Genomic DNA, 16,119 nt, shown 5'->3' on the forward strand with positions numbered 1-16,119 from the left:
ATTATTAACGGCGAATTAATCTTTAGGTTGCACGGGCCACCGATTTTGGTGAGTATCCTGATGTGGCAAGATTATGGCCTATTTTAGATGCCTTCCGGTTCGTTTTGGCTTGGGGGCGATTTCGTAGGTTAATTTTTTTTAGGTAATGGAGTGCGTGATGCGGGCCTCCCAGCGCGTACAGGCGATTAGTCCGAAAAGTGCGAGTTCAAATGTTGTGTATTTCTTTGCTCCTCGGGGCGGGGTGAGTCGTTTGACTGGCTTCCTCGAGACAATGTTGCGCGATCGTCATTCTGTCGGATCGCAGCAGTGGCTAACCGAGTCGTCGTTCCTGATGCAGATGCTGGAAACGTCCCAGCAGCATAATGTCATCAGCGATGACGGGATTTTTACGTCTTACTATCAATCTCTCGCGGGTCGGCTGCAGCTGAACCCGCAAGCGTACAAGGACTACCTGTCGCTTGCGCTTAGCTTTGAAGAGCTGACCGGTGCCGATGCAGAAGCCGATGGGATGATGAACTGGATCCTCTCGCGCGATCTGCCGACGGGCGAGATGAACGACATCGATCGTCTTGAAGCCTCTTGGCTGATGGCTCGCCGTGGACGCCGTGCGCTGCCCTACAGCGCCGAGAAAGAGATGCAGAACCGCGTGCAGAATTATATCGCACGCGCGGATCTGTTTGCCCAATCGCCCCGTGGCCGCGAACTGTTCCGTGCCCTTGGGTACCTGACCGATTTCGGTCGGCTGCCGGTGATCCTGCCCGGTGCGGTGCGCTATAGTCTGCGCAATGCAGGGTTCTATGCGCTGCTGTCCGGCGACATCGAAACGTTGGCGCTGATCTGCGTGGCCCATCGCTTTGTCCGCCTTGCCCCGCCGCAAGAGTGGGAGGCACTGGTCACCGCTTATCTGGATGCGCTGACCGTCACTGATGAGCCTCAGCCCCACGATGCTGATTGCTTTGAAGGCTTTGTCGCTGCGAACTGGATGCTGTCGGCGGCTGGCCGTCCTGCATTTGCCCGCGTGTCGGATCAAACCGGTGCGTGGTTCATCTGTGATACGCCTCCGTTGAACGCGCTGCCCCAGATTGAGGCTGCACTGGCCGAGATCTCGACCAAGCGTTCGGGCGAATGGGCTGACATGCAGGCCATGCTGTTCGGTCATCTGGGTGAAGAAGAAACCCGACTGCTGCTGCGCACTTCGCGCACCGCTGGGTTTGAGGCTTTCTTTGAGGTCTTTGCCCGCCCGTTCGAGCAGTTCTGACATCAGTCTTCATGGAATAGAAAAAGGCCGCCCGTGCAGATCGCAGGGGCGGCCTTTTTGTTTGGGTTGCCAGTGAGTTACATCGAAAAGCTGGTGCCGCAGCCGCAGCTGCTGCTGGCATTCGGGTTATCGATCACAAAGCGTGCGCCGATCAGCTCTTCGGTGAAATCGATCGTGGCGCCTGCCAGAAACGGCAGCGATGTGCTGTCCACAACCACTTTCTCTCCGGCGCCTTCCAGAACCAGATCGTCGGTGGCGGGGTCGTCCAGTTTGATCTCGTACTGGAAACCGGAGCAGCCGCCGCCTTCAACAGCGACCCGCAGGGCCTTTCCCGATGCGGCTGCGCCGATCTCGGTCAGGCGCTCAAATGCGCGGGGTGTGACCTTTGGGGGCAGATTCATCAATCATCTCCGGTGTTTCGTCTTTTGCCTAAACCGAATATATGTGCCTTGGGACAAGGCGACAAGGAGGGGGCATGACCGCACCCTACGCATGTGATCCGGACCAAAGCCGTGGCAGGCTTTATCCGGAAGAAGGCAGTACTTTCCGTTCGTGTTTTCAACGGGATCGCGACCGCATTCTGCATTCCAGCGCATTCCGGCGTTTGAAACACAAGACACAGGTTTTCGTCGAACATGAGGGCGATTACTACCGCACGCGGCTGACCCATTCATTGGAAGTGGGGCAGGTGGGCCGCACCATCGCAGGCGCTTTGGGCCTGAATCAGGAACTGACCGAGGCGGTCGCGCTGGCCCATGATCTGGGGCACACCCCCTTTGGCCATACCGGTGAGGATGCGCTGGCGGAACTGATGGCCCCTTACGGCGGCTTTGATCACAACGCGCAGGCGATCCGGATCGTGACCCAGTTGGAAACCCACTACGCGGATTTCGACGGTCTGAACCTGACGTGGGAAACGCTGGAAGGGATCGCCAAGCACAACGGGCCGGTAAAGCCGCCGCTGCCCTATGCTCTGTCCGAATACAACCAGCGCCACGATCTGGAATTGCTGACCCACGCCAGCGCCGAGGCGCAGGTGGCTGCTCTTGCGGACGATGTGGCTTATAACAACCACGATCTTCAGGACGGCCTGCGGGCAGGTCTATTCACCGAAGAAGAAGTGGCCGAACTGCCTATGGTCAGCGAAGCCTACGCTGAGGTTGATCGCAAATATTCGGGACTTGAGGCGCGCCGCCGCCGGTACGAGGCGCTGCGCCGTGTCTTTGGTTTCATGGTGGGCGATGTGATCGACCAGTCCCGCGCCAATCTGGAGGCCAGCGGGGCGGAAACCGCTGCCGATCTACGCCATTTAGGCAAGCCGGTGGTGGTCTTTTCGCGTGATGTGCATAGCCAGTTGGCGGTGATCCGCAAGTTCCTGTTCACCCGCATGTACCGCGCTCCGTCGGTGGTCGAGGTTCGCAAGCATGTGACACAGGTTGTAAAAGACCTGTTTCAGATTTATCTTTCCGATCGCTCGCTTTTGCCTGGGAACTGGCAGGCCCGAATGGCGTTGGTCTCGTCAGAGGGCGAGGTCGAGATCGCGCGGAGCATCGCTGATTATGTGGCAGGCATGACCGACCGGTTTGCTCTGTTGGAACATCAAAGACTGTGCGGCGGGACGGGCCTTGGTGGCCTGCACGGACCTGCACAGCGTTAAGGGGCGGTAAATAATGGCTGTAGCTGGTGAAGTGGCGGGCCTTGGGCCCGTGACCGCGTTTGCGCTGGTGGGCGCATTGGGTGTGGGCAGCCAGTGGTTGGCGTGGCGTCTGCGGATGCCCGCGATTGTTCTGATGCTGCTGGCGGGTTTGGCTGTCGGTCCCGGTCTTGGTCTTTTTGATCCGCAAACAGACATCGGCCCGCTGATGAAGCCCATGGTCAGCATAGCTGTGGCCATCATCCTGTTTGAAGGGGGGCTGACCCTAGATTTCCATTCCTTGCGCGAAGCGACCCAAGGCGTCCGTCGCCTTGTGGTGATCGGTGCGCCGGTGGGTTGGCTGACCTCGGCACTGACACTGCACTATGCGGCGGGCCTCGGGTGGGCGTCCTCGGCTGTATTCGGCGGCATCATGGTTGTCACTGGCCCGACTGTTATTGCTCCGCTGCTGCGGCAGGCCCGTTTGAAAAGCCGTCCCGCCAAGCTGTTGCAGTGGGAAGCGATCCTGAACGATCCCGTCGGCGCACTGGCGGCGGTACTGGCCTATACGGTGGTGCTGGTCACCGCTGACACGCAGACCCCCGGCGAAGCGGCGGTCGAGTTTGCCATCGGTGTCCTCACCGCCAGCGTTTTGGGCGGTTTTGCCGGATGGCTGATCACCTACAGTTTCATCAACGGGAAAGTGCCCGAGTATATGAAGGTGCCGGTGCTGTTCACCGTTGTCTTGGGCGTTTTCGCGGTTTCGGACTATGTGCTGCATGAAAGCGGTTTGTTGGCAGTAACGGTCATGGGCGTCTACATCGCCAATCAGGAACTGCCCAGTTACACCGAGATGCGCCGTTTCAAGGAGCACGCCACCGTGCTGTTGGTCTCGGGCGTGTTCATCCTGCTGGCGGCCAATATGGACCGCGAGACGCTGATGGCTCTGGATTTCAGAACCCTGCTGTTCGTCGTCTCGGTGATTCTTTTGGCGCGTCCCATTACGGTTCTGATTTCGCTTCTGGGGACGGATGTGCCTTGGGCCGAACGTTGGTTGGTGGCGCTGACTGGTCCGCGCGGCGTGGTGCTAGTGGCGGTTGCTGGCCTTTTTGGTGAACGGCTGGTTGGCCTTGGCTATGAGGATGCGGCGCAAATTCCGTCGCTGGCCTTTGCCTTGGTGGCGGCATCCGTGGTGTTGCACGGCTTCACGCTGGCACCTTTTGCGCGGTTTATGGGACTGACGGCCACGGGGCAGCCGGGGGTGATCATCGTGGGCGGCTCTAGTTGGGGGGTCGGTTTGGCCAAGACCCTGCAAGAGGCTAAAATCCCGACGCTGATCATGGACCCCAACCGTGCCCGCCTGCGCGGTGCGCGAGAGGCAGGGGTTCCGATCTACTACGGTGACATCCTGTCCGAGACCGCCCACCAGCAGGTAGACATGGTGCAGTACGAAAAAGTCATCTGCGCCACGGACAACGACGCCTATAACACGCTGGTCGCGACTGACCTTGCGCCAGAGTTCGGCCGCGACAACGTCTGGCAGCTGACCCGCGTCAAGGAAGAGCGCGCGCGTCACGCTCTGCCCGCCACCCTTGGCGGGCGCGAACTGGGCGACGGGCAAAGCTATCTGCAACTTAGCAGCCTGATCTTGCAGAACTGGCGCTTTGGCATGACCACTCTGACCGACGACTACGGTCTAGAACAGTGGCACGCCGATCGACCAGAGGGCATCCCCTTGATCGAACTGTCGGAAAAGGGCGATATCCGCCTGATCGGGCCAGACCATCCGCCCCGTGCCAAGGCCGGTTGGTCGGTGATCGCGATGCTGCCACCGAAACAGGAAGCTGACACGCGGGATTGACGCGGGGCATGGGCCTGATACATCCCGTCTCCAAGCAGACAGGATTGGACCCATGAACCTCTTTACCGACATTCACGCTGTTGTTCTTGCCGCGCTGGAGCAAATGCAGGCCGAGGGCGCGCTGCCCGAGGGCCTAGATTTCGCCAACGTCACGGTCGAGCCTCCGCGCGATCCGTTGCATGGGGACATGGCCACCAACGCCGCGATGGTGCTGGCCAAGCCTGCCAAAGCCAAGCCCCGCGACATCGCGGAAAAGCTGGTGGAAAAGCTGATCGCCGATGACCGGATCACCAGCGCAGAGGTTGCTGGCCCCGGCTTCATCAACCTGCGTCTAGCCCCCGGCGTCTGGCAGGGCGTGGTCGAGGCGGTGCTGAAGGGTGGCACCAGCTTTGGCCGCTCGTCCATGGGCGGTGGCAAGAAGGTGAACGTGGAATATGTCTCGGCGAACCCCACGGGTCCGCTGCACGTCGGTCATACCCGTGGCGCGGTCTTTGGCGACGCGCTGGCAAGCCTTTTGGATTACGCCGGCTACGACGTGACCCGCGAATACTACATCAATGACGGTGGTGCGCAGGTCGATGTTCTGGCTCGCTCTGTCTACCTGCGGTATCTGGAAGCTCACGGTCAGGAAGTGGCGTTTGAGGACGGTACATACCCCGGTGAATACCTGATCGAGGTCGGTCAAACCCTGAAAGACAAAGTGGGCGAGGCCTATGTGGACCAGCCCGAAGACGTCTGGCTGGCCGAAGTGCGCGAATTCGCGACCGCCGCCATGATGGATCTGATCCGCGAAGACCTGCGTCTGCTGAACGTTGAGATGGATGTTTTCTATAGCGAAAAATCCCTCTACGGCACGGGCCGCATTGAAGGTGCCATTCAGGATCTGACCGACAAGGGCCTGATCTACCGTGGCACGCTTGAGCCCCCCAAAGGCAAGCTGCCCGAGGATTGGGAACCCCGTGAACAGACCCTCTTCAAATCGACCGACTACGGCGATGACGTAGACCGCCCGATCATGAAATCGGACGGCGCATGGACCTATTTCGCCCCCGATATCGCTTACCACTACGACAAGGTGCAGCGCGGCTTTGATCTGCTGATTGACGTCTTTGGTGCCGACCACGGCGGCTACGTCAAGCGGATGAAGGCTGCTGTCAGCGCTCTGTCCGGTGGCCGTGTGCCGGTGGATATCAAGCTGTGCCAGCTGGTGAAGCTCTTCAAGAACGGCGAGCCGTTCAAGATGTCCAAGCGGGCAGGGACCTTTATCATGCTGCGGGACGTGGTCGAGCAGGTGGGCCCCGATGTCACCCGCTTTGTGATGCTGACCCGCAAGAACGACGCGCCGCTGGATTTTGATTTCGACAAGGTGCTGGAGCAGTCGAAAGAGAACCCCGTGTTCTACGTCCAATACGCACACGCACGGGTGTCGTCGGTGCTGCGCAAAGCCGCCGAGGCGGGAATCACCGTCAGCGATGACGTCCTGATTTCGGCCGATCAGACCAAGCTTGACCATGAGGCCGAGCTACACCTGATCAAGAAGATCGCCGAATGGCCTCGTCTGGTGGAAATCGCTGCCCGCACCAATGAACCGCACCGTATTGCGTTCTATCTCTATGAATTGGCGTCGGATTTGCATGGATTGTGGAACCGTGGGAACGATGTTCCGGCCCTGCGATTCATTCAGGACGACGATTCGGCCACATCGCAAGCAAAAATTTCGCTCGCTCGTGCGACAGCCGTTGTTATTGCAGCCGGTCTGGGTATCCTAGGGGTCAAGCCAGCAGAGGAATTGCGCTAAGTACGCAGCCCGCAGGCAAACCTGAGCAGTTAAAAATAACCGACGACCGGGATCGTTGGACCAGAGAGGCAGTGATGGCGGATTACCAATCCATGCAGGGCGGTTACACGCCCTTCGATCAGTATGGCGCACAGTTTGGCTGGGACGATGTGGATGAGCTGGATGCAGCTCTTGCGCAAGCCGACCAGCCGCCCCTTCGGAAACTAATGAATGTTGTTGGCTCGGTGGCGTCGATTGCACTGGTCGCCGGTGTGATGACATGGGGCTACAACACCATCGTACGTGATGTGAGCGGCATTCCCGTTGTCGCCGCCAGCAAAGAGCCGGTGCGTGTCCAGCCTGAGAACCCCGGCGGGCAACTAACTGCAAACGTTGGACTTTCTGTCAACGAAGTGATCGCCGAAGGGGCCAATGACGCGCCCGTCGCGCAGGTCACCTTGGCACCCGATCCGCAGAATGTAACCGAAGAAGACGCGCCGCTGGCCCAGATGGCCGCCTTTGAAGCCGAAGCTTTGGAAGCCGAAGCGCTTGAGAATATGCAGGTCGAGCAGGCCGTGGCCATCGTGCCCCAGCCCGCGATTGAGGCCGCGCAACCCGAAGCGGTCATCACCAATGCATCGCTGGATACCGAAGATGGCATCATGGCGCTGGCCAACCAGTTGGCGATGAACGTGACGCCGCTGTCAGCACTGGACCTCAGTGATGTGGCCGAAGTGCAGACCAGCGTTACCGACGCCCGCACCGAGACTGCCAACGCTGTCACCGGTGGAATCGCAGAATCGGTTCGTCCCAAGCAGCGTCCTGCCGGCGTTCGCTTGGCCTCGACCTCGGCCAGCGATATGGTTGCCGCGCAACCTGTGGCCAATGCAGCCCGCGAACTGGACCCCGCCACGCTGGGTTCCGGTACCCGTCTGGTGCAGCTTGGCGCCTATGAAAGTGCTGATGTGGCCCGCTCGGAATGGTCAAAGATTTCAGGTCAGTACGCCGAGTTCTTCACAGGAAAAGATCGCGTGATCGAACGCGCCGAAAGCGGTGGCCGTGTGTTCTACCGCCTGCGGGTTCACGGCTTTGCCGATCTGTCGGACGCACGCCGGTTCTGCTCGGTTCTGGTGTCGGGCAAGGACGACTGTATTCCGGTGGTCGTGCGCTAACCCATGCATCTCGCTGCAATCTTTGGATGCTCGGGGCCTGGACTGTCAGGCGCCGAGCGTGACTTTTTCAGGGTGGCCCAACCTTGGGGCTTTATCCTGTTTGCCCGCAATATCGAGAATGCCGATCAACTGCGCCGCTTGACTGCGGATCTGCGGGAATCGGTTGGTTGGAACGCGCCGATCCTGATCGATCAGGAAGGGGGCCGCGTCGCCCGACTGCGGGCGCCTCTGGCCAGTGAATGGCTGCCCCCCTTGGACATGGCGGCGGCGGCGGGTGCGGACCAAGAGCGGGCATTCTACCTGCGCTATCGCCTGATTGCGGCGGAACTGAAATCCTATGGCATCGATGTGAACTGCGCCCCGATGGCGGATGTGGCGAATGACCAGACCCATCCGTTCTTGCGCAATCGTTGCTATGGCACGTCATTGCAGGCAGTGACCGCCAATGCCCGCGCCAGTGCGCAGGGGCATTTGGATGGCGGCGTGCTGCCAGTTCTAAAGCACATCCCCGGTCACGGGCGCGGGCAGGTGGACAGCCATCTGGACCTACCCCGCGTGACGGCGGATGAGGCGTCTTTGCGTGATGTGGATTTTGCCGCGTTCAAGGCGCTGAACGATCTGCCTTTGGGTATGACGGCCCATCTGGTCTATGAGGCGCTGGATGACCGTCCCGCGACCCTCTCGCCCAAGCTGATCCGGATGATCTGTCAGGATATTGGTTTTGACGGTCTGCTGATGACCGATGATATCAGTATGGGAGCCCTCAGCGGCACCGTGGCCCGCCGCTCGGAACGGGCGATTCTGTCAGGCTGTGATCTGGTGCTGCATTGTAACGGCGAAATGGCCGATATGGAGGCGATTGCCGATGTGGTTGGCGATCTGTCCGACGCTGGCCAGACCCGCGCCGAACGGGCGCTCGCCTTGCGCGACTATGCTAGTGATATTGACAAAGAGGCGTTTCAGGCCGAATTTTCCACCCTTGTGAAAGGGTGAGGCATGGACGACCTCTTCAGCGATGATCCACGGGGCCGCGGTGACGGCGCCTCGGTCGAGGACCGGCTGGCGGCCGAAGCCCTGATTGTGGACGTTGAGGGCTTTGAAGGCCCTCTGGATGTGCTGCTGACCCTGTCGCGCACCCAGAAAGTGGACTTGCGCCGGATCAGCGTTCTGCGGCTGGCGCAGCAGTATCTGGCCTTCGTGGAAAAGGCCAAGCGGCTGCGGATCGAACTGGCCGCCGACTATCTGGTGATGGCGGCGTGGCTGACATTCCTGAAATCGCGCCTGCTGCTGCCCCCAGATCCCACCGAGGACGGCCCCTCGGGCGAGGAACTGGCCGCACATCTGGCGTTCCAGTTGGAACGCCTGCAAGCCATGCGCGACGCCGCGGCGCAACTGATGGCCCGTGACCAATTAGGCCGTGATTTCTTTGCTCGTGGCCTGCCCGAAGACATGGAGCGGGTGCGGCGGGTGAAATACTCGGCCACGCTGATTGACTTGATGCAGGGTTACGCCCGTATCCGCACCAAGGATGACTTTCGTCCCTTCGTGCTGGACCGTGATGCGATCTTTACCATGGAAGAGGCGCTGGAACGGATGCGCGGCCTGATCGGCTATGTGGGGGAATGGGTGGACCTTTCCTCTTATCTGCCAGACGGCTGGTCCGAAGACCCCAAACGCCGCCGCTCGGCAACGGCTGCGACCTTTGCCGCCTCGCTTGAACTGGTGAAAGAGGGCAAGGCCGACATTCGCCAGACTGAAACCTTTGCCCCGATCCAGCTAAGAAGAAGGGAACGCCCCCGTGAGCATTGATCGCGACACTGACGAGCCGATCCTTTTCGACGCGCCGCCCATCGCCGAACAAGAACGTATGGTCGAGGCGATTCTGTTTGCCAGCGCCGAGCCAGTGACCGTGGCCGATCTGAACAAGCGGATGCCCCACGGCTGTGATGCTGCCGAGGCTCTGGCTTACCTGCGCAAGCGTTATGAGGGGCGGGGCGTGCGTGTGGTCCGCGTGGGCGATGCTTGGGCATTCCGCACTGCGCCGGATCTGTCCTTCCTGATGCAGCAGGAACGGATCGAGACCCGCAAACTGTCTCGCGCCGCGATCGAGACACTGGCCATCATCGCTTATCACCAGCCCGCCACCCGTGCCGAGATCGAAGAGATTCGCGGTGTGACCGTCAGCCGAGGCACCATCGATCAGCTTCTGGAGATGGAGTGGATTCGCTTTGGCCGCCGCCGGATGACGCCTGGTCGGCCTGTGACCTTTGTGGTGACGCAGCAGTTCTTGGATCACTTCGGTCTGGAAAGCGCCCGCGATCTGCCAGGGTTGGCAGAGTTGCGTGCGGCGGGTCTCTTGGACAGCCGGATGCTTGGGGTTGGCAACATGCCGATGCCAAACTCGGGTGACGATGACGAAGATGATGTCTTGGGCCAGTCGGAACTGTTCGAAGATTGATCCTGCGGTAATTGTTTCCACGCTCTGGTTGAAAACGCGCTGAACTTGCGTACCTTTGTGGAAAGGGCAACGGAGACGCGCGATGAACGCCAATCAGATGATCAACATGGCCGTGCGCATGATCATGCGCAAGCTGATGAACAAGGGCATCAACGCTGGCATCGACAAGTTCAGCCAGCGCGGCGGCGCACCCAACCCGCAAGGGGCGCGGCAGGCCAAAGATATGGTGAAGCGCGCCCGCCAAGCGGCACGGTTCATGCGCCGGTTCTGATCTGTTATTAAATTGAAAAGCGGCCCCGAGGGCCGCTTTGCGTTATTTGAAGTGCTTGGACAGCTTCAAACCCTGTCCCTGATAGTTCGAGGCCAGATCCGCCCCATAGAGGGTCTCTGGCGTCTGGGACATTTTCTCATAGATCAGGCGACCCACGACCTGGCCGTGTTCCAGCACAAAGGGCGCCTCATGGCAGCGGACCTCAAGCACGCCGCGCGCACCGCTGCCGCCAACGGCTGCATGGCCAAAGCCCGGATCGAAGAAGCCCGCGTAGTGGACGCGGAATTCACCCACCATCGCCAGATAGGGCGCCATCTCGGCGGCATAGGCGGGGGGGATGTGGACGGCCTCGCGGCTGACCAGAATGTAGAAGGCACCGGGGTCTAGAATGATGCGGCCCGTGGTGGTGCGGATTTCTTCCCAGAACTCGGCCGGATCATAGTAACCGATGTTCTCCAGATCGATGACGCCGGTATGCGGCTTGGCGCGGTAGCCCACCAGATCGCCCTGAGCAGGCTTGAGATCCACCGAAAAGCCCAGACCGTCCGAGATCACCGGAACCCCGTCTACAAGTGTGTCTGAGGCGTGCAGCGTCGCCAGTTCGGCGTCATCCAGAACGCTCTGACCTTTGCGGAAACGGATCTGGTTCAGACGCATTCCTGGTCGTACTAGGACCGAAAAACTGCGCGGACAAATCTCAGCGTAGAGAGGGCCTTTGTAGCCCGCGGGAATGCGGTCAAACTCGGTCCCGCCATCGGTCACAACGCGGGTCAGCAGATCTAGACGGCCGGTGCTGCTTTTGGCGTTGGCGACAGCGGTGATGCCGTGGGGCAGGTTCAGACCTTCCATCAGAGGGACCAGATAGACGCAGCCTTTCTCCAGCACAGCGCCATCCGACAGGTCGATGCGGTGCATGGTAAAGTCGTTCACGCGATCCAGAACAGCGGTGCCGTGACCGGGAAGGAACGAGGCGCGAATCCGGTAAGCCACTGTCCCGAGACGCAAATCCAGACTGGCGGGTTGTAGTTGGCCATCCAGAAGCGGCGCGTCGATGGTGATCGCACCATTGGTAACCAGTTCGGAAATTGCCTGACTTGGCAGTACGCCTGCGGCTTCGGTCATCTCACCCTCCGTCCCGGGGAATGGACCCCTTAGATGCATTAAACGCCCGTGGCTAGAAGCCTACGGGCGTTGTAATGGTCGGGCTAGCAGGACTCGAACCTGCGACCTTCCGTCCCCCAGACGGACGCGCTACCAGGCTGCGCTATAGCCCGAATGAGGGCTTTCTACAGTTCTGGACGGCGGGCGCAAGTGCCGTTTGACAGAAAAATGAAATTATTTTGCAGCCAGCAAACGGTCCCGGATTTCGATGATGCGCGGAGCCAATGTAGTAAGGGCCGCACGCTTTTCGCGGGGCATTTCCAGCGCAATGGCCAAGGCCGATCTGCGGGGCAGGACCTGCGAATCTTCCGGATCTTCAGGCAACACGACAGGCTGCGTAGGGGCTGCGTCAGGCTGCGGGGCAGACTCGGGTGCGGTGTCAGTCTGGGACTCGGAGGTTTCAGGCGCTTCGGCGGGCGTCTCGGGCGCGGGCTCTGCCGCATCTACTGGTTTGCGCAGGGGAAACACCTGTGCCTCAGGCGGTGCCTCTGGCGCGTCTTCGAACAGGTCGCCGTCATCATCTTCGTCAAAGTCGAAGAGGCTGCCTTGAGCAAAGAGGTTATCCTTGGGACGCGGCGCATCCAAAACCTTGCGAGGCGCGGTTTGGGGCAGGGGGATCGGCTCATCCGGAGCGTCAGGTGTTTCCTGTACCTCGGGTACGGTTGCCTCTGCGGGCACTTCTGCGACGGCCTCAACGGTCACTTCGGCCTCAGACGCGTCAGTCTCTGCGTCGTCGGTTTGTGCGGTCAGCGCAGGAGACAAAGACGCCACATGCTTGACGCCACTTTCGCGCAGCACCTTCTGGACGCCTTTGATGGTCATCCCGTCTTCGTGCAGCAGCTTTTTGATGCCGCCAAGCAGCTCCATGTCCGCGGGGCGGTAGTAGCGACGCCCGCCTGCCCGTTTTACGGGCTTAACCTGGGCAAATTTGCTTTCCCAGAAGCGCAGAACGTGGGTTGGCGTGTCCAACCAATCTGCAACTTCGCTGATCGTGCGGAAGGCGTCGCGGGACTTGCTGGCCATCAGTCAGTGTCAGCCTTTGTTGCCGTCGGCAACGCGGTCTTTCATCAGATGGGACGGACGGAACGTCAGAACGCGGCGGGGATGGATCGGAACCTCTTCGCCGGTCTTCGGGTTGCGGCCGATGCGTGCCGCCTTTTCGCGGACGCTGAATGTGCCGAAGGACGAGATCTTCACCTGCTCGCCGCGCACCAGCGCGTCGGACATATGTTCCAGCACGCTCTCTACCAACTGCGCGGATTCGTTACGCGACAGACCGACTTCTTGGAAGACGGCTTCGCTCAGATCCATCCGTGTCAGGGTCTTTTCACCCATGGTTGCTCTCCCCATTGCTTCACGAACAATAGGGCGCTTCAATTTTCCGAGTCAATATCAACAACTTGGAAGTGGTTGTTTCCGTTACCAGCGCAGCACAACCGAGCCCCAAGCCAGACCACCGCCGATCGCCTCGGTGACGACAACGTCACCTTCCTTGATCTGGCCGCGCTGCTTGCCCACCGAGAGGGCGAGGGGAATCGATGCCGCCGAAGTGTTGCCGTGATCTTGCACGGTCACAACGACCCGCTCCATCGGCAGGCCCATCTTCTGGGCGGTGCCTTTGATAATGCGCAGGTTTGCCTGATGGGGGACGATCCAATCGACCTCATCGCTGGTCATGCCGATCTTATCCAGAGCGGTATGGGCGGTTTGCGCCAGCTTTTCGATGGCGTGGCGGAACACCTCTTTGCCCTGCATGCGCAGGAAGCCGGTAGACTGGGTCGAGACCCCGCCGTCCACGTAAAGGATGTCCTTGTAGCGGCCATCGGAATTCAGATCGGTCGCCAGAATGCCGCGATCGGCATTTGTGCCGTTGCCTTCCTGCGCTTCGAGAATCAGGGCACCGGCCCCGTCACCGAACAGCACGCAGGTGCCTCGGTCTTCCCAGTCCATGATGCGGCTGAAGGTTTCTGCACCAATCACCATCACGCGCTTGGCCTGACCCGACAGGATCAGCCCGTTGGCATTGGTCAGGGCAAACACGAAACCCGCGCAAACGGCCTGCACGTCAAAGGCAAAGCCCTTTTCCATGCCAAGACCGGCCTGAATCATGGTGGCTGCCGACGGGAAAGTCAGATCAGGGGTCGAGGTTGCGACGATGATCGCATCCAGATCATTGGCCTCAAGGCCCGCATCGGCCAGCGCGGCTTGCGCGGCACGGATGCCCAGATCAGAAGTGGTTTGCCCCTCGGCTGCGAAATGGCGTCGTTCGATGCCGGAACGGGAACGGATCCACTCATCACTGGTTTCGATTGTCGCTTCGAATTCACTGTTTGGGACAACGCGCTCAGGCAAATAATGCCCGACACCTTTGACCACTGCCCGGAGAGTCATATTGCTAACCGCTTTTGTTATCGCTTGTTGTTGCCGCATCCTGCTGCAGCGTTGCAGCAGATGCAACCCGTGCGGCCAGTTTGTCCGAGAAACCCGACTGCGCCAGTTGGAAGGCCAGTTTGACCGCGGCCGAGAACCCCATGGCATCTGCTGCCCCGTGGGATTTCACAACGGTGCCGTTCAGGCCAAGAAAGACGCCGCCGTTCACACGGCGCGGGTCGATCCGCTTTTTCAGACGTTTCAGCGAGGTCAGCGCCAGAAGGGCTGCCAGACGCGAAAGGGGAGAGTATTCAAAGGCCTCACGCAGCAGGCTGCTGATGAGGCTGGCAGTGCCTTCACCGGTCTTCAGGGCGATGTTGCCGGTGAAGCCGTCGGTGACGATCACGTCGACACGGTCCGAGGGGATATCGCCCCCTTCGACAAAGCCGACAAATTCGTAGTTCGCGTCTTCGGCTGCCAGCGAGATCAGGTCGTGGGCAGCCTTCAGTTCGGCGCGTCCTTTGTGTTCTTCGGTGCCCACATTCAGCAGGCCGATGCGGGGACGTTCCAGACCCATACCGTTGCGGGCGTAGGATGCGCCCATCATCGCGTATTGCAGCAGGTCCTGTTCATCCGCACGCACGTCAGCGCCTACGTCCAGCATGACGTTGAAACCACCGGGATTGCGCGAGGGCCAAAGCACCGCGATTGCAGGGCGGTTGATGCCGGGCAGTTTGCGCAGGCGCACCATCGACAGCGCCATCAGCGCGCCGGTGTTGCCGCAGCTGACGCAGACAGACGCATCGCCAGCCCGCACCGCATCAATGGCCGAGAACATGGATGTTCCCTTGCCGTGACGCATCACCTGACTGGGTTTATCTTCCATGCTGACAACGCCGCCAGCATCCCGAATCTCGCAAATACCGCGCAGCACTTTATGCTTGGCGATCAGTCGTTCCAGCTCGTCTTGCGGGCCGTTCACGATATAGCGGATGTCGGGGTTTTTCTCGGCGGACAGTGCCAGGCCGCCAATGACCGCTGCCGGTCCTTGGTCACCGCCCATTGCATCAATGGACAAGGTCACAATACGGGCGTCCGTTTGATCACTCATAGTGTTCGAAGTCATTCGGGCGCCCGTAGGTTTTCCGGCTTATGCCGCGTCTTCGTCCAGGTCGACTTCTTCAGTCAGAGCCACGACTTCGCGGTCATCATAGTGGCCGCACGAGGGGCACACGTGGTGGGGGCGCTTCAGCTCGCCACAGTTGGTGCATTCGTTCGGGTTGCCAGCAACCAGAGCGTCGTGAGCGCGGCGGTTGTTGCGGCGCGATTTGGAAACTTTGTTCTGTTGGACGGCCATGTCCTACCTCTATTCCGTTGTGCGGGCGACGCCCGAGTTGTCAGTCTGGGACTCTGCCCGGCGGTCATTCGCGGGTTGACCGGCCTATACGTGCAGGCGCAATCGGTGTCCAACCCAAAATTCCGATGAGGCGCGGAAAATACGCTTTTTCGCGATCAGTGCAAGGGGGATTCGCTAGTGCGTTCCCTCTCCACCGTTCAATTTGGCCTTCAAAGCTGCCAATCCGGCAAAGGGTTTGGCATCTTCGTCGGTCATCGCGGCCTTGCCGGGCTCGGTCACTTGCATGTTCACGGCTTCTGCGCCCTCGGCACGGGGGTATAGGGGCAGGTTGAGGGCCAGCGACTCGATCATGATTCCCGCAATATCCAACTCAGAGGTCAGGGGATCGATGTTGTCATCCTCGGCCATTTCGATTTCTTCGTCCTGTATTTCAGGCATCTCTGCCATGAAAAGACGCTCGACCGGTTCATCGATACGGGTGGTCACTGGCTCTAGCGTCACGACGCAGGGCTGGATCACAGTGGCCCCGATCTTGGCGGTCAAACGCCAGTCCCGCTTGCCTGCGGGGGCCAGTTCGGCCTCAAAGCTCAGCTTGCGCAGGCCCAGAAGACCAAGGTCGGCAGCGATCGCGGCCAGCTCTTGTGCCTCGGGACGCAGCGAAATCCGAGTGGGCTTGCGTTGGGGCAAATCAGCGACGCGTAATATGTGACGAGGGAGGGGTGTATTGTCTTGCATTCTTGAACCGGGACCTTTCCTTCTGTAATCGGGATAAAAGCCAAACGAGGCAGAGTTCAAGAGGGG

General features: G+C 60.2%; 17 protein-coding genes and 1 tRNA gene. 9 read left to right on the plus strand and 9 right to left on the minus strand.

All coding sequences use genetic code 11. From position 1 onward, the window contains the following. The first annotated feature begins 250 nt into the window (after nucleotides 1-250). Nucleotides 251-1,258: a DUF6902 family protein gene (locus CLV74_RS01960; RefSeq protein ID WP_146134888.1), complete on the plus strand. Its 1,008-nt coding sequence runs from the start codon at nucleotides 251-253 to the stop codon at nucleotides 1,256-1,258. A 77-nt stretch (nucleotides 1,259-1,335) separates the two neighbouring features. Here CLV74_RS01960 and CLV74_RS01965 read toward each other — a convergent pair whose 3' ends face one another. Next, a complete protein-coding gene (locus CLV74_RS01965) occupies nucleotides 1,336-1,659 on the minus strand; it encodes a HesB/IscA family protein (RefSeq protein ID WP_106262518.1) in 324 nt (107 codons plus the stop codon). Between the two features lie 74 nt (nucleotides 1,660-1,733). On the opposite strand from CLV74_RS01965, the gene CLV74_RS01970 reads away from it, so the two are divergent. The 8 genes from CLV74_RS01970 (at nucleotide 1,734) to CLV74_RS02005 (ending at nucleotide 10,430) form a co-directional block, all read left to right on the plus strand. Next, on the plus strand, nucleotides 1,734-2,915 hold the full coding sequence (locus tag CLV74_RS01970) for a deoxyguanosinetriphosphate triphosphohydrolase (protein WP_106262519.1): 1,182 nt from the start codon (nucleotides 1,734-1,736) through the stop codon (nucleotides 2,913-2,915). A 13-nt stretch (nucleotides 2,916-2,928) separates the two neighbouring features. Next, complete coding sequence (locus CLV74_RS01975; protein WP_106262520.1) at nucleotides 2,929-4,752, plus strand: cation:proton antiporter; 1,824 nt, start codon at nucleotides 2,929-2,931, stop codon at nucleotides 4,750-4,752. A gap of 52 nt (nucleotides 4,753-4,804) precedes the next feature. Continuing rightward, nucleotides 4,805-6,550, plus strand: coding sequence for an arginine--tRNA ligase (gene argS / locus CLV74_RS01980; RefSeq protein ID WP_106262521.1), 1,746 nt, complete (start codon nucleotides 4,805-4,807; stop codon nucleotides 6,548-6,550). Nucleotides 6,551-6,624: 74 nt separating this feature from the next. After that, the gene (locus CLV74_RS01985) at nucleotides 6,625-7,701 is read left to right on the plus strand and encodes an SPOR domain-containing protein (protein WP_245888425.1); all 1,077 of its coding nucleotides are present in this window, start codon (nucleotides 6,625-6,627) and stop codon (nucleotides 7,699-7,701) included. 3 nt (nucleotides 7,702-7,704) lie between these two features. Next, a complete protein-coding gene (locus CLV74_RS01990) occupies nucleotides 7,705-8,694 on the plus strand; it encodes a glycoside hydrolase family 3 N-terminal domain-containing protein (RefSeq protein WP_106262522.1) in 990 nt (329 codons plus the stop codon). A gap of 3 nt (nucleotides 8,695-8,697) precedes the next feature. Continuing rightward, nucleotides 8,698-9,510, plus strand: coding sequence for a segregation and condensation protein A (locus CLV74_RS01995; RefSeq protein WP_106262523.1), 813 nt, complete (start codon nucleotides 8,698-8,700; stop codon nucleotides 9,508-9,510). Between the two features lie 58 nt (nucleotides 9,511-9,568). After that, a complete protein-coding gene (gene scpB, locus CLV74_RS02000; protein WP_106262627.1) occupies nucleotides 9,569-10,159 on the plus strand; it encodes an SMC-Scp complex subunit ScpB in 591 nt (196 codons plus the stop codon). An 82-nt stretch (nucleotides 10,160-10,241) separates the two neighbouring features. Then, nucleotides 10,242-10,430 carry a hypothetical protein gene (locus CLV74_RS02005; protein ID WP_106262524.1) on the plus strand — a complete coding sequence of 63 codons (189 nt, stop codon included), beginning with the start codon at nucleotides 10,242-10,244 and terminating at the stop codon, nucleotides 10,428-10,430. A gap of 42 nt (nucleotides 10,431-10,472) precedes the next feature. Here the strand turns inward: CLV74_RS02005 and CLV74_RS02010 are convergent, their stop codons facing one another. The 8 genes from CLV74_RS02010 to CLV74_RS02045 form a co-directional block, all read right to left on the minus strand. Continuing rightward, nucleotides 10,473-11,552 carry a 2'-deoxycytidine 5'-triphosphate deaminase gene (locus CLV74_RS02010; protein ID WP_106262525.1) on the minus strand — a complete coding sequence of 360 codons (1,080 nt, stop codon included), beginning with the start codon at nucleotides 11,550-11,552 and terminating at the stop codon, nucleotides 10,473-10,475. Nucleotides 11,553-11,627: 75 nt separating this feature from the next. Further along, a tRNA-Pro gene (locus CLV74_RS02015) sits at nucleotides 11,628-11,704 on the minus strand. A gap of 61 nt (nucleotides 11,705-11,765) precedes the next feature. Beyond that, the gene (locus CLV74_RS23120; RefSeq protein ID WP_245888426.1) at nucleotides 11,766-12,614 is read right to left on the minus strand and encodes a MerR family transcriptional regulator; all 849 of its coding nucleotides are present in this window, start codon (nucleotides 12,612-12,614) and stop codon (nucleotides 11,766-11,768) included. A 9-nt stretch (nucleotides 12,615-12,623) separates the two neighbouring features. Then, entirely contained in the window at nucleotides 12,624-12,926 is a 303-nt protein-coding gene (gene ihfA / locus CLV74_RS02025) for an integration host factor subunit alpha (protein WP_106262526.1), read from the minus strand. Nucleotides 12,927-13,010: 84 nt separating this feature from the next. Continuing rightward, on the minus strand, nucleotides 13,011-13,982 hold the full coding sequence (locus CLV74_RS02030) for a beta-ketoacyl-ACP synthase III (protein ID WP_106262527.1): 972 nt from the start codon (nucleotides 13,980-13,982) through the stop codon (nucleotides 13,011-13,013). 4 nt (nucleotides 13,983-13,986) lie between these two features. Continuing rightward, the gene (gene plsX, locus CLV74_RS02035) at nucleotides 13,987-15,087 is read right to left on the minus strand and encodes a phosphate acyltransferase PlsX (protein WP_106262528.1); all 1,101 of its coding nucleotides are present in this window, start codon (nucleotides 15,085-15,087) and stop codon (nucleotides 13,987-13,989) included. Between the two features lie 24 nt (nucleotides 15,088-15,111). Continuing rightward, nucleotides 15,112-15,318: a 50S ribosomal protein L32 gene (rpmF, locus tag CLV74_RS02040; RefSeq protein WP_106262529.1), complete on the minus strand. Its 207-nt coding sequence runs from the start codon at nucleotides 15,316-15,318 to the stop codon at nucleotides 15,112-15,114. Nucleotides 15,319-15,492: 174 nt separating this feature from the next. Next, complete coding sequence (locus CLV74_RS02045; RefSeq protein ID WP_106262530.1) at nucleotides 15,493-16,053, minus strand: YceD family protein; 561 nt, start codon at nucleotides 16,051-16,053, stop codon at nucleotides 15,493-15,495. Between the last annotated feature and the right edge of the window lie 66 nt (nucleotides 16,054-16,119).

The organism is Donghicola tyrosinivorans, assembly GCF_003003355.1.
Taxonomy (GTDB): Bacteria; Pseudomonadota; Alphaproteobacteria; order Rhodobacterales; family Rhodobacteraceae; genus Donghicola; species Donghicola tyrosinivorans.

What these genes read in the sequence shown, in the direction of transcription:
- CLV74_RS02030 (WP_106262527.1), bottom strand. Translation starts at nt 13,982, where the DNA reads ATGACTCTCCGGGCAGTGGTCAAAGGTGTCGGGCATTATTTGCCTGAG.
- ihfA (WP_106262526.1), bottom strand. Translation starts at nt 12,926, where the DNA reads ATGGGTGAAAAGACCCTGACACGGATGGATCTGAGCGAAGCCGTCTTC.
- CLV74_RS01995 (WP_106262523.1), top strand. Translation starts at nt 8,698, where the DNA reads ATGGACGACCTCTTCAGCGATGATCCACGGGGCCGCGGTGACGGCGCC.
- CLV74_RS02045 (WP_106262530.1), bottom strand. Translation starts at nt 16,053, where the DNA reads ATGCAAGACAATACACCCCTCCCTCGTCACATATTACGCGTCGCTGAT.
- CLV74_RS01990 (WP_106262522.1), top strand. Translation starts at nt 7,705, where the DNA reads ATGCATCTCGCTGCAATCTTTGGATGCTCGGGGCCTGGACTGTCAGGC.
- CLV74_RS01970 (WP_106262519.1), top strand. Translation starts at nt 1,734, where the DNA reads ATGACCGCACCCTACGCATGTGATCCGGACCAAAGCCGTGGCAGGCTT.
- CLV74_RS02010 (WP_106262525.1), bottom strand. Translation starts at nt 11,552, where the DNA reads ATGACCGAAGCCGCAGGCGTACTGCCAAGTCAGGCAATTTCCGAACTG.
- scpB (WP_106262627.1), top strand. Translation starts at nt 9,569, where the DNA reads ATGGTCGAGGCGATTCTGTTTGCCAGCGCCGAGCCAGTGACCGTGGCC.
- CLV74_RS02005 (WP_106262524.1), top strand. Translation starts at nt 10,242, where the DNA reads ATGAACGCCAATCAGATGATCAACATGGCCGTGCGCATGATCATGCGC.
- CLV74_RS01965 (WP_106262518.1), bottom strand. Translation starts at nt 1,659, where the DNA reads ATGAATCTGCCCCCAAAGGTCACACCCCGCGCATTTGAGCGCCTGACC.
- plsX (WP_106262528.1), bottom strand. Translation starts at nt 15,087, where the DNA reads ATGACTTCGAACACTATGAGTGATCAAACGGACGCCCGTATTGTGACC.
- CLV74_RS01985 (WP_245888425.1), top strand. Translation starts at nt 6,625, where the DNA reads ATGGCGGATTACCAATCCATGCAGGGCGGTTACACGCCCTTCGATCAG.
- rpmF (WP_106262529.1), bottom strand. Translation starts at nt 15,318, where the DNA reads ATGGCCGTCCAACAGAACAAAGTTTCCAAATCGCGCCGCAACAACCGC.
- CLV74_RS01975 (WP_106262520.1), top strand. Translation starts at nt 2,929, where the DNA reads ATGGCTGTAGCTGGTGAAGTGGCGGGCCTTGGGCCCGTGACCGCGTTT.
- CLV74_RS23120 (WP_245888426.1), bottom strand. Translation starts at nt 12,614, where the DNA reads ATGGCCAGCAAGTCCCGCGACGCCTTCCGCACGATCAGCGAAGTTGCA.
- argS (WP_106262521.1), top strand. Translation starts at nt 4,805, where the DNA reads ATGAACCTCTTTACCGACATTCACGCTGTTGTTCTTGCCGCGCTGGAG.